The organism is Streptomyces sp. NPDC018019, from assembly GCF_044327805.1.
Lineage (GTDB): Bacteria > Actinomycetota > Actinomycetes > Streptomycetales > Streptomycetaceae > Streptomyces.
Map to the genome: position 1 here is coordinate 49,453 of NZ_JBIRGD010000012.1, position 12,236 is coordinate 61,688.

Below are 12,236 nucleotides of genomic sequence, written 5' to 3' on the forward strand. Positions count from 1 at the left end.
GGCTCCGCCCCACCGCTACACCGCACCCCGCCCCGAGAACCGCAGTGGAGGAGAGATGACGACGATCCTGACCGGCGCGGACCGAGCCCCGGGCACCGCCGACCGCGGAATCCAGCGCCCCGGCGGGATGCCGGTGGACAAGTACCCGCCGTACGAGCCGGTCGGGCTGCCCGACCGGACCTGGCCGGGACGCCGCGCCGAGCGGGCGCCGCTGTGGTGCAGCGTGGACCTGCGCGACGGCAACCAGGCGCTCACCGACCCGATGGACCCCGAGCGCAAGATGCGGATGTTCCAGCTGCTGGTGGCGATGGGGTTCAAGGAGATCGAGGTGGGCTACCCCACCGCCTCCCGCGACGACCACGACTTCCTGCGCCGGCTCATCGAGACCGACGCCATCCCGGAGGACGTGGTCATCCAGGTCATGACGCCGATCCGCGGCGACTTCATCGAGCGGACCGTCAAGGCGCTGGAGGGGGCCCGGCGGGCGGTGCTCCAGGTCTTCAACCCCACCTCGGCCGTCCAGCGCCGGGTGGTGTTCCGCATGGACCGCCGGCAGACGCTCGGCCTGGCCCTGGACGGCGCCGAACAGGCCCTCAAACTCCAGGAGTCGATACCGGGCACGGACATCTTCCTCCAGTACGCCCCGGAGTCCTACACCCACACCGAGCCGGACTTCGCGCTGGAGATCCTCAACTCCGTGCTGGACTTCTGGGCCCCGCGGGCCCGGCACACCCTGCGCGTCAACCTGCCCGCCACGGTGGAGTGCTTCCCGCCGCAGGAGTTCGCCGACCGGATCGAGTACACCCACCGCAACCTGCTGCACCGGGAGCGCACCATCCTCGGCGTGCACCCGCACAACGACCGGGGCAGCGGGGTGGCCGCGGCCGAGCTGGCGGTGCTGGCCGGCGCCGACCGGGTCGAGGGCACCCTGTTCGGCAACGGCGAGCGCTCCGGCAACGTCTGCCTGGTCACGCTGGCCATGAACCTCTTCTCGCAGGGCATCGACCCGATGCTGGACCTGAGCGACATCGACGGCATCCGCCGGGCGGCCGAGCACTGCACCCAGCTGCCGGTCGGCGCCCGCCACCCCTGGGCCGGGGACTTCGTCTACACCTCCTTCGCCGGCACCCACCAGGACGCCATCGCCAAGGGCCTGCGGGCCCGCGAGGAGTCGGGCGAGCGGGTCTGGGACGTGCCGTACCTGCCCGTCGACCCGCAGGACATCGGCCGCGACTACCAGGCGCTGATCCGCATCAACACCCAGTCGGGCAAGGGCGGTATCGCCCATCTGCTGCGGACCGGATACGGCATCGAGCTGCCGCGGCGGCTCCAGATCGACTTCGCCGCGGTGATGCAGCGGGTCTGCGAGGACGCCGGCGGCGAGGTCACCGGCACGCAGCTGTGGCAGCACTTCGAGGAGCGTTACGTCCGTCCCGGCGCGGAGACCGAGCCCGGCCCGGCCGTGGCGGACCCCGGCGGCGACCGGTGGGCGGCGGTGGGGCGGCAGGCCCTGGACGCGGCCGGTCTCGACGGCTACGTGCACAGCCTCGACGTGACGCGCGCCGGTGCGCCGCTGGCCGCCCCGACCGCGTTCTGCGAGCTGGTGGTCGCCTCCCGTTCGTACTGGGGCGTGGGCATCGGTGACAGCGAGGAGGCCGCGGCGGCCCGCGCCGCCGGTGCCGCCGTCCACCGTGCGCTCGCCGGGGACGACGAGGGGGACGCCCGGTGAGGACGTCCGCGCGGCCGGGGACCGGCGCGCCGCCCCCGGCCGCCGCCCGGCGGCACCCGCCCCGTACCGGAAGGAACAGCAGATGAGCGTGCTCGACGAGATCGTGGCCGGAGCCCGTGCCGACATGCGGCGGCGCGAGCGGGAGACCGGGCTGGAGGTGCTGATCCACCGGGTGCGGTCCATGCCGCCCACCCGGGATGCGGTGACGGCCCTGCGCCGGCCGGGCGTCCAGGTGATCGCCGAGGTCAAGCGCCGCAGCCCGTCGAAGGGCGCGCTGGCGGACGTGCCGGACCCGGCCGACCTCGCCGCCGCGTACGAGAGCGGCGGGGCCGCGGCCGTCAGTGTGCTCACCGAGGGGCGCCGCTTCGGCGGTGCGCACGCGGACCTGACGGCGGTCCGCGCCCGGGTCGGTGTCCCGGTGCTGTGCAAGGACTTCCTCGTCACGCCGTACCAGCTGTGGGAGGCGCGGGCGTGCGGTGCCGACCTGGCCCTGCTGATCGTGGCGGCGCTGTCCCGCGGCGCGCTGGTGGACCTGATCGAGCTGGCCGGGCGCATCGGGCTGACCCCGCTGGTCGAGGTGCACGACCGGCGCGAACTGGACCTGGCGCTGTCCGCCGGGGCCCGCGTCGTCGGCGTCAACGCCCGCGACCTGCGCACCCTGCGCATCGACCGGACGGTATTCGAACGGCTCGCCCCGCACATCCCGGACGATGTGGTCACGGTCGCCGAGTCGGGCGTCCGGGGCCCCGGCGACGTGCTCGGCTACGCGGCCCACGGCGCGGACGCGGTGCTGGTCGGCGAGCACCTGGTCACCCACGGCAGCCCCGCGGACGCGGTGGCCTCGCTGCTCGCCGCCCGCACCGCGCCGCTCAGCGCTCCGCAGCGAGTTTCACGGTGAGTTCCGTCCAGTGCTGGAGCACCCCCCGGGCCGCGCCCGAGTCCAGGGCCCGTTCGGCGCGCCGCACCCCGGCGGCGAGCCGCGCGGTGACCGGCTCGCCGGACGGTTCCAGGGCGGCGAGGCCGGCCGCGGCCGAGAGCAGTACGGCGTCGCGCACCGGCCCCCGTGCCCCGGCGAACACGTCCCTGGCCACCCGCGCGTTGTACGCCGCGTCGCCGCCGCGCAGCGCCTCCCGCGGGGAGCGGGCCATGCCGATGTCGCGGGGGTCGAAGGTCTCGGCGCGTACCGTGCCGCCGGCGACCGACCAGACCGACGAGGTGGCGGAGACGGTCAGTTCGTCCATCCCGTCGTCCCCACGGAACACCAGCGCCGAGCCGCCGCGGCGGGCCAGCACCTCGGCGATCAGCGGGGCGAGCCGGGCGTCGGCCACGCCGACCGCCTGGGCGGTGGGCCGGGCCGGGTTGGTCAGCGGGCCGAGGCAGTTGAACACCGTGGGCACGCCCAGCTCCCGCCGGGTGGGCCCGGCGTGCCGGGCGGCGGGGTGGAACGCGGGCGCGAAGCAGAAGGTGATGCCCGCCTCCACGGCGGTCTGCGCGACCTGTTCCGGGGCCAGTTCGAGGACCACGCCCAGTTCCTCCAGCACGTCGGCGGAGCCGCAGGCGGAGGACGCCGAGCGGTTGCCGTGCTTGACGACCCGGGCACCGGCCGCCGCGGCCACCACCGCCGACATGGTGGAGACGTTGACGCTGTCGCTGCCGTCGCCGCCGGTGCCGACGATGTCGAGCGTGCGGCCGGGTACGTCGAGCGGCACCGCGTGCGCGTACATGGCGCGTACCAGGCCGGTGATCTCGCCCGCGGTCTCGCCCTTGGCGCGCAGCGCGACCAGGAAGGCGGCCAGTTGGGCGGGGGTGGCCCGGCCGCGCATGACCTGGTCCATGGCCCAGGCCGTGCTGTCGGCCGGCAGGTCGCGGCGCGCCAGCAGTGCGCCGAGCACGCCGGGCCAGGTGGGGGCCGTCTGCGGCTGCGTCACGGAATTCTCCTCGGGACGAGTGGAAAAGGGCGCGGCGCACGGGAAATTCCCGGTGCGTGCCGACCGTGGTTTTTCCGGTGCGGCCGGCCGTCCATGGCCGGGGCGCCCGGGCCGTACATTGGCCGCTCTTATTGTGGGCGCGCCGGAAATCCGTAACCAGACCAGTTGAGGTGCCCGTCGGCGGACCATTTCCGCGGCGGCGCGCCCAGAGCGAAGGGGAACCGGAAAGGTGACCTGGAATACGCTGATCGATGTGTCCCGGGATTCCGGACTCCCGTTGACCGCCCAGATCCAGGAAAACCTCAGGCAGGAGATCACCGGCGGCGCGCTGCACCCCGGTACCCGTCTCCCCTCCAGCCGGCAGCTCGCCGAGGACCTGGGCGTCTCGCGGAGCGTGGTGGTGGAGGCGTACGGGCAGCTGATCGCGGAGGGCTACCTGGAAGCGCTGCAGGGCTCCGGCACCCGGGTCGCCGCGGGCCTGCCGGACGCCGCCCCCAAGGCGCCCACCCTGCTGGACGGCGCGGGCCGCGCCCCGTCGGTCCGCTGGGACCTGCGCGCCGGCTCGGTCTCGGGCGGCTTCCCGCAGCGGGAGTGGCTGGCCGCGTACCAGCGGGTCGTGCAGCGCACGGACCGGCACGACGTGGGCTATCCGCCGGTCTCCGGGGCCCCGGCGCTCCGCGGTGAACTGGCCCGTTACCTTGGCCGGGTGCGCGGGGTGCACACCACGGCCGAGGCGGTGATGGTGGTCTCCGGCTTCGCCCAGGCGCTCGGCCTGGTGTGTGCGGCGCTGCCGCAGCTGGGCATCGGCGAGCTGGGCGTGGAGGAGCCGTGCCACCCGCAGCAGCGGCAGTTCGTGGCGGAGGCCGGGATCGTGCCCCGGCCGGTGATGGTCGACGCGCAGGGCATCGACGTGGACGCCCTGTCCCGCACCGGCGTCCGGGCCGTCCTGGTCACCCCCACCCACCAGTTCCCGACCGGCGTCACGCTCAGCCCGCAGCGCCGGGAGGCCCTGGTGCGCTGGGCGCAGGACGTGGACGGGTGGATCGTCGAGGACGACTACGACGGCGATCTGTGGCTGGCCCACGGCGCCCGCCCGGCGGCGCTCCAGCGGCAGGCGCCCGACCGGGTGCTGTACGCGGGCACCACCAGCAAGTCGCTGGCGCCCGGTCTGCGGCTGGGCTGGCTCGCGCTGCCGGCGCCGCTGCGCGGCCTGCTGGCCCAGGTCCGCTCCCAACGGGACCTGGGCTGCGAGGTGTTCACCCAGCTCGCCTACGCGGACCTGCTGAGCAGCGGGGTGTTCGACCGGCACCTGCGGCGCCAGCGGTCCCGCCTCCGGGCCCGCCGGGAGACCGTGGAACGGGGCCTGCGCGCCTTCCTCCCGGACGCCCGGATCACCGGGTCCGCCGCGGGGTTGCACGCCTACGTCCTGCTCCCCCACCGCACCGACGAGGCGGCGCTGACCGCCCTGGCGGCGCAGCGGTCGGTGCTGGTGCGCGGCGGCCGCTACTGCCACGACCGGCCGTGGCGGGCCCGGCCGGCGCTGGTGCTGGGGTACGCGGCGGTGCCGCGCTCGGGGCTGGCCGAGGCGCTCGGCGAGATCGGGACCGCGTACGCGGAGCTGACCGGCGGTGCCCGCCGCCCCGCCCGCTGCGCCTGACCGGCGGCCCGCCCCGGCGGCGGCTCACCGCACGCCGGCGGCCAGGAAGTTCTCGAAGAACCGCAGTCCGCCGCCGGTCATGATGCTCTCCGGGTGGAACTGCACGCCCTCGACGGGCAGCGTGCGGTGCCGCAGGCCCATCACATAGCCGTCGTCGGTGGCGGTCGCGGTCTCCTGGAGCACGTCCGGCAGCGGCCGGGAGACGACCAGCGAGTGGTAGCGGGTGGCCACCGTACGGTCGGGCAGGCCGCGGAAGACGCCCTCCCCGTCGTGCTCGACGGTGCTGGTCCGGCCGTGCATCAGATGGTCGGCCACCTCGATGCGGCCGCCGTAGGCCAGGGCGATGGCCTGGTGGCCGAGGCACACGCCGAGCAGCGGGGTGCGCCCGGCGAAGTGCCGCACCAGTTCGACGTGGCCCGAGTCGAGGGGGTGCCCCGGGCCGGGGCCGAGCACCACGGCGTCCGGTGCGCCGGCGGCCAACTGGTCCGCGGTCCGGGTGCCGGCCCGCACCACCTCGGTGCGGGCGCCGAGGGTGCGCAGGTACTGGTCGATGATGTGGACGAAGCTGTCGTAGGCGTCCACCAGCAGAATCTTCACAGCAGTTCGCTCCCCGTCAGCGCCCAGTGGGCGGCGGCCATCTTCGCCAGCGTCTCGTTCCACTCGGCCTCCGGCGTGGACTCGGCCACGATCCCGGCCGAGCTCTGCGTGGAGTAGACCTCGCCGTCGTACACGACGGTGCGGATGCACAGCGCGAACTCGGCCCAGCCCGCCACGTCGACCAGTCCGACCGCCCCGGCGTAGATCCCGCGGGGCTCCTCCTCGATCCCGTCGATGATCTCCATGGCGCGCAGCTTGGGCGCGCCGGTCATGGTGCCGGCCGGGAAGGTGGCGGCCATCGCGTCCCACACCCCGGCGCCGGGCGCCAGCCGTCCGCTGATCGTCGAGACCATGTGGAAGACGTGGGAGAAGGTCTCGACCGTCATCAGGCCGGTCTCGTCGAGCGAGCCGGGGCGGGCCACCCGGCCGATGTCGTTGCGGCACAGGTCCACCAGCATGACGTGTTCGGCCTGCTCCTTGGAGCTGGTGACCATCTCCTTGATGCGGCGCTCGTTCTCCTGCGGGTCCGGGGTGCGGCGGGTGGTGCCGGCGATCGGGCGCATCACGATCCGGCCGCCCGGACCGTCCGCCCCCGCGGCCTCCGGCTCGATGCGGAAGTGCAGCTCTGGGCTGGCGCCGATGAGGGTGTCGGTGCCGCGCGGGCACAGGTACATGTACGGCGAGGGGTTGCGGGCGCGCAGCCGCTGGTAGACCTGCTCGGGGCGCAGGGTGCTGCGGACGTCGATGCGGTGGCCGATCTGGATCTGGTAGATGTCGCCGATCCGGATGTGTTCCAGGCACTGTTCGGCCCACCGCAGGAAGTCCTCGCGCGCCACGCTGTCGCGTACGGACAGCGGCGCGGGCGCCTCGGGGCAGGCGGCCGGGTCCGGCGGGGCGCCGGCGGCGCGGTGGGCCAGGGCGGCCACGTCCACCGTTCCGGCGGACGGGAAGTCCTCGCACACGGCGGTCAGCAGCCGGGCGGTGTCCGTCTCCTGGTCGTACCAGACGGTTTCCCGGAAGAGGGTGGCCGTCAGGTCCGGGCCGCCGCGCGAGGCGGTCCGCGCGGGCAGCGGCTCCATGTGCCAGGCGGCCTCGTACCCGAGGGTGGCCAGGAAGCCGAAGGCGTAGCCGCCCGGGGCGTCGCGCTCGACGCGGAACAGCTGCTGGGCGGCGCGCAGCAGGTCCCACGCCCGGGCGGACCGGTCGAAGCGGTAGCGGTCGTACGGGCCGTCCCCGGTGGCGTCCGGTGTCAGCCCGGCCCGTTCGGCGGCGGCGCCGAGCGCGCGGCGCAGCGGCCCCGCGCCGTCGATCTCGACGTGCCCGGCGAACAGCCGGATCTCGGCGAGCCGGCCGTGTCCGACGACCGCGGGCCGGCGGTCGGCCCGCGGGCCGGCGAGGCTCTCCGTCAGGAACGTCTCGCCGTGGCCGGTCTCCGCGGCCAGCGCGCGGTACAGCGCGAGCGGGTCGTGACCGGGCAGCGGCACCGTCACGACGCGTACGGAAAATCGGGGGTCCGCTTCCGGCGGACGGGCTTCCGGTGCGTGTTCCGGCGCCTTTTCGGCGGGCGCCACCGGTGTCATGCCGGGCATATGATTCCTCGGTTTCTCAGGTTTTCCCCAGCCAGCTGGGCGAATGGGCACGGTAAGGAAAGCAGCCGCGCCGCAAGGGGATCCAGACCAATTGGCGGGCGCCGGTACGGGCCACTCGTACCTTTCTTGACCCGGCCGCCACGGGCGGGTTGTATCCGAGCTCACCGGGCGCCGCGCCATAATGAATTCGATCCCGTTCTGGGGGCTGCAATGAACGCATCCGCACCGAAGAGCCGTACCGGTTCGCCGGCGATCCCGCCGCCGGAGCAGCAGCCGCGGTGGCCGGACGAGGCGGCCCGGGACGCGGTGGTCGCCGAACTGCGCACCGCCGCCCCGCTGGTGTTCGCCGAGGAGTGCGACCGGCTCCGGGACCGGCTGACGGCGGTGGCCCGCGGCGAGGCGTTCCTGCTCCAGGGCGGGGACTGCGCGGAGACCTTCCGGCAGACCTCCGCCGAGTCGGTCGGCGCGACCCTGCGCACCCTGCTCCAGATGGCCGTGGTGCTCACGTACGCGGCGTCCGTTCCGGTGGTCAAGGTGGGCCGGATGGCCGGCCAGTACGCCAAGCCCCGCTCGGCGCCGACCGAGACCCGCGACGGTGTCACCCTGCCCGCCTACCGGGGCGACGCGGTCAACGGGCTGGAGTTCAGCGCGGCGGCGCGGCGGCCGGACCCGCGCCGGATGCGACAGGTCTACGACGCCTCGACCACCACGCTGAACCTCGTACGGGCGCTGACCCAGGGCGGTTTCGCGGACCTGCACCAGGTGCACGCCTGGAACCGGGGCTTCGTCAGCGACTCCCCCTCGGGCCGGCGCTACGAGGAACTGGCCGACGAGATCGAGCGGTCGCTGCTGTTCATGCACGCGTGCGGGGTGGCGCCCAACGAGGTGCACGCCGCCGAGTTCTTCGTCAGCCACGAGGGCCTGCTGCTGGACTACGAGAACGCGCTGATCCGCACCGACGAGCGGACCGGCGCGCCCTACGCAGCCAGCGGGCACCTGATCTGGGTGGGCGAGCGCACCCGGCACCCGGACGGCGCGCACATCGACTTCCTGAGCCGGATCCGCAACCCGGTCGCGGTGAAGATCGGCCCGGACGCGCGCCCCGACGACCTGCTGCGCTACGTGGACCGGATCGACCCGGACCGGGAGCCCGGCCGGCTGACCTTCGTGGTGCGCATGGGGGCGGAGCGGGTGCGCGACCGGCTGCCGCAGCTGGTGGAGAAGGCGGTCGCGGACGGTTCCCGGGCGGCCTGGGTGTGCGACCCGATGCACGGCAACACCTATGTGACACCCAGCGGGCACAAGACCCGGCGCTTCGACGTGATCCTGGACGAGGTGCAGGGCTTCTTCGAGGTGCACCGGGCGCTGGGGACGCACGCCGGCGGTCTGCACGTGGAGCTGACCGGCAGCGATGTGACCGAGTGCGTGGGCGGCGGCAGCACGGTCGGCGTGGCGGACCTGCCGCGGCGTTACGAGAGCGCCTGCGATCCCCGGCTCAACCACGGCCAGTCCATCGATCTGGCCTTCCGCGCGGCGGAGATGCTGCGCGGCTGACCCCGGCAGACCACTTCCGGTGCGCGGATACGGACCAATCCGCGGATCGTTGACCCGGCCGGGAGCCCTGGCCGATATTCCTTTCCGGGCGTATCCCGCCCCGGAGAATTCCGCTCACGAGGCGAGGCGTCACGGTGCGGACGGATGCCACGAGCGTTTTCTCCGCTCCGTGCCGGCGAGGACCGGGTGATGAAGGCAGGTGACCGTGCCGCGCATTCCTGAAGGTCCGGCTCCGCTGGCCGTGCGGGCCGCGGGCTGGCATTTCCCGGAAACCTCCCGGGAGACCGCCGCGCTGCCGGAACCGGCGGACCGCACACCGGCCGAGCGCGGCGTCCTCGCGGGGCTGGGCATCGACCGCATCAGGGCGGACGACGTACCGGACGGGGTCAGTCTGGCCACCGGGGCGGCGCGCCGCGCGCTGGCCGCGGCCGGGCTGACCGCCGAGGAGGTCCGGGCGCTGGTCGTCGTCGAGTCCCGCGCCCCGCGGACCCTGCTCAGCTCGGAGGCGACCCGGGTGCAGGAACTGCTCGGCGCCCGGGACGCGGTCACCTTCGCGGTGGGCGGGCTGGGCTGCGTCTCGATCGCCCCGGCCCTGCTCACGGCCCGTGGCCTGCTCGCCGCCGACCCGGACCTCGGCCAGGTGCTGGTGGTCCACGGCAGCACCCCGGCGACCCCGGACCGCTACCGCCATCCGGTGACCGTCAACGGGGACGGCGGCGGCGCGCTGGTGCTCTCCCGGACCGGTCCGGTGCGGGTGCTGGACTGCGTCCAGGAGACCGACGGCCGCTACTGGGACCTGTTCGAGGTCGCCTTCCGCGACGTGCCCAGCGAGCGGTGGCGGGAGCGCTGCAAGGACCCGGCCGTCTATTCCTTCCAATTGGCGGTACAGACCCGGAACCGGCTGTCGACACTGCTGGACAAGCTTCTCGCCCGGCACGGGATGACACGTGGAGAGGTCGCCGGATACATCACGCAGAACCTCTCCCTCGGCAGTTTCGGATTCACCGAGGAATCCCTCGGCATCACCGTGCTGCCGGCCTGCCGCGACAATCTCCGGGAATTCGGGCACCTGGGCCCGAACGACGTGTTCTTCAATCTGTACACGGCGCTCGAACGCAAGGAATTGGCCGAAGGAGACCGTGCGGTGCTGATCAATGTGAGTCCGGTGGCGGCGTGGAGCGTGCTGCTGGTGGACATCGGCGCGGAGCCGCGCCGGTGAAGCCGGTCCCGCGGGAGTCCGGCCGGGCGGGCGCGCCCCCGTCCCGCACCGCGCCCGTCGTGGACGTGCTGACACGGTTCGAGCAGCAGGTGCGTACGGCGCCGGAGCGCACCGCACTGGCCATCGGCGGAGAGGTCCTCACGTATGGCCAACTGCACGCGAGGAGCTCGGCGTTGGCGCGGCGCATCGCGTCCGCCGCGGACATCCGGCCGGGCGCCGGCCAGGTCGTGGCCCTCCACCTGCGGCAGAGCGCCGGAACGGTCGTCGGCATGCTGGCCGCCCTCCGCCTGGGCGCGGCCTGGTACGTGGTCGAGCCGGATGCGCACGCCGCCGGTCCGGACGCGGAACGGGTCCGGACCCTGCTCGCCGGCACCGGCTGCGCGGCCGTCGTCTTCGACGGCGCCGACCCCGCCACCGCTCCGGACGCGGTGGCGGCGGTGGCACCCGGGGCGCCCCGGCTCGACCTGTCCCGGCCGGACGCCACGGTGGCGTCCGGAGCCGGGGTACCGGCCCGGGTGCCCGGCGCCGCTCCGGCGTACGTCATCGGCACGGCCGGTTCGACCGGCGCCCCCAAAGCCGTCGTGGTCAGCCGGGACGCCTTCGCCCAGTTGATGGCCGCCCGCGGCGAAGAGCCCGGCGTGACCGCCTTCTCGCCGTGCCGGCTGGCCTGGGACGGCGCCCTGCTGCTGCTCTTCCACGCCCTGTGCACCGGCGGTACGGCCGTGCTGCCGGACGCGCGGGAGCTGCCCGACGCGGCGCGGAGCGCGGCGCTCATCGGCACCTGGCAGGTCCGGCTGGCCGCCGCGCCGCCGTCCTTCTACCGGCTGATGCTGCCGCACCTGGCCGGGGCCGCCCGCCATCTGCGGGCGGTGATCCTCGGCGGGGAGCCGGTCCCCGCCACGCTGGTCGAGGCGCACCGCAGGACGCTGCCCGGCACCCGGCTGACGAACGAGTACGGCCCGACGGAGACGACCGTCGGCGTCCTCGCCCACACCGTGCCGGACGCCCCGGGTGCCGCCGTGACCGACACCGCCGTACCGGACACCGCCGTACCGATCGGCCGCCCCATCGGACCGGTCACCCGGGTCTACGTCCTCGGCCGCGACCTCCGGCCGGTCGCCGACGGGGCGCTGGGCGAGCTGTACATCGGCGGCCCGCAGGTCGCCCTGGGCTACGCGGGCCGGCCGGGCGAGACCGCGAGCCGGTTCGTGGCGGACCCGTACGCCGCCGTCCCCGGCGCCCGGATGTACCGCACCGGGGACCTGGCGCGGGTCACCGCCTCGGGCGCGATCGGCTTCGCGGGGCGCGAGGACGGACAGGTCAAGGTTCGCGGGACGCGGATCGAGCGGCACGCCGTGGAGGCCGCGGTGGAGAGCCGTCCCGGCGTCGGGCGGGCGTGCGTCCTGGCGGTGCCCGACGAGCGCACCGGCGACATCCTCGTGGCGTTCTGGACCGCCGCCCCGGATACGGACGCGCCGACGGTGCGGGAGCTGTTGGCGCACTGCGCGTCCAGGCTCGCCGCGCACGCCGTCCCCGAACATTTCGTCCAGGTCGCGGACATCCCGCTGACACCCCAGGGCAAGACCGACGAGACCGCCCTGCGCGCGCTGTTCGCACGCTCCGGGCCCGCCGGTCCCGGCGACGGCACCGCGGACCGGTCCGGCACCGGGGTGGAGCAGCAGATCGCCGCGCTATGGGCCGAGGTGCTGCGGCACGACGGCTTCGGGCCCGGCGACAGCTTCTTCTCCGCGGGCGGCAACTCGCGGCGGGTCGTGGAGCTGCACATGGGCCTGGAGAGACGGTGGCCGGGCGCGGTCCGGGTGGGGCAGCTCTTCGACCTGGTCACCGTACGGGACCAGGCGGAGGCCGTCGGCCGGGCGCTCGCCGCCGGGGGCGACGGGCCGGCCGGCGCGCCCGCGGCGTTCGAAGTATGAGCAGGCCAGGACCGAGCACCAGCCGCACA

General features: G+C 74.6%; 9 protein-coding genes. 6 read left to right on the top strand and 3 right to left on the bottom strand.

Going from position 1 to position 12,236, the window contains the following annotated elements; translation table 11 throughout:
• Window positions 1-55 precede the first annotated feature (55 nt).
• Both ACH4FX_RS20885 and trpC read left to right on the top strand, forming a co-directional pair.
• Entirely contained in the window at window positions 56-1,729 is a 1,674-nt protein-coding gene (locus ACH4FX_RS20885) for a 2-isopropylmalate synthase (protein WP_398481004.1), read from the top strand.
• 82 nt (window positions 1,730-1,811) lie between these two features.
• The gene (gene trpC / locus ACH4FX_RS20890) at window positions 1,812-2,627 is read left to right on the top strand and encodes an indole-3-glycerol phosphate synthase TrpC (RefSeq protein WP_398481006.1); all 816 of its coding nucleotides are present in this window, start codon (window positions 1,812-1,814) and stop codon (window positions 2,625-2,627) included.
• Here trpC and trpD read toward each other — a convergent pair.
• Window positions 2,599-3,657: an anthranilate phosphoribosyltransferase gene (trpD, locus tag ACH4FX_RS20895; protein WP_398481007.1), complete on the bottom strand. Its 1,059-nt coding sequence runs from the start codon at window positions 3,655-3,657 to the stop codon at window positions 2,599-2,601. The two genes, trpC and trpD, sit on opposite strands and share 29 nt — an antisense overlap.
• Window positions 3,658-3,886: 229 nt before the next feature.
• Between trpD and ACH4FX_RS20900 the strand changes: the two genes are divergently transcribed.
• Entirely contained in the window at window positions 3,887-5,314 is a 1,428-nt protein-coding gene (locus ACH4FX_RS20900) for a PLP-dependent aminotransferase family protein (RefSeq protein ID WP_398481009.1), read from the top strand.
• A gap of 24 nt (window positions 5,315-5,338) precedes the next feature.
• On the opposite strand, the gene ACH4FX_RS20905 is transcribed toward ACH4FX_RS20900, so the two are convergent.
• Window positions 5,339-5,911 carry an anthranilate synthase component II gene (locus ACH4FX_RS20905; protein WP_398481011.1) on the bottom strand — a complete coding sequence of 191 codons (573 nt, stop codon included), beginning with the start codon at window positions 5,909-5,911 and terminating at the stop codon, window positions 5,339-5,341.
• A complete protein-coding gene (locus ACH4FX_RS20910) occupies window positions 5,908-7,500 on the bottom strand; it encodes an anthranilate synthase component I family protein (protein WP_398481013.1) in 1,593 nt (530 codons plus the stop codon). Before ACH4FX_RS20910 ends, ACH4FX_RS20905 begins: the two co-directional genes overlap by 4 nt.
• A gap of 210 nt (window positions 7,501-7,710) precedes the next feature.
• On the opposite strand from ACH4FX_RS20910, the gene ACH4FX_RS20915 reads away from it, so the two are divergent.
• The 3 genes from ACH4FX_RS20915 (at window position 7,711) to ACH4FX_RS20925 (ending at window position 12,207) form a co-directional block, all read left to right on the top strand.
• Entirely contained in the window at window positions 7,711-9,054 is a 1,344-nt protein-coding gene (locus ACH4FX_RS20915; RefSeq protein WP_398481014.1) for a class II 3-deoxy-7-phosphoheptulonate synthase, read from the top strand.
• A 205-nt stretch (window positions 9,055-9,259) separates the two neighbouring features.
• Window positions 9,260-10,273, top strand: coding sequence for a 3-oxoacyl-ACP synthase (locus ACH4FX_RS20920; protein WP_398481016.1), 1,014 nt, complete (start codon window positions 9,260-9,262; stop codon window positions 10,271-10,273).
• Window positions 10,270-12,207 (top strand): AMP-binding protein, encoded by a 1,938-nt coding sequence (locus ACH4FX_RS20925; protein ID WP_398481018.1) that lies wholly within the window; start codon window positions 10,270-10,272, stop codon window positions 12,205-12,207. The genes ACH4FX_RS20920 and ACH4FX_RS20925 overlap by 4 nt, the downstream gene beginning before the upstream one ends.
• Window positions 12,208-12,236 lie beyond the last annotated feature (29 nt).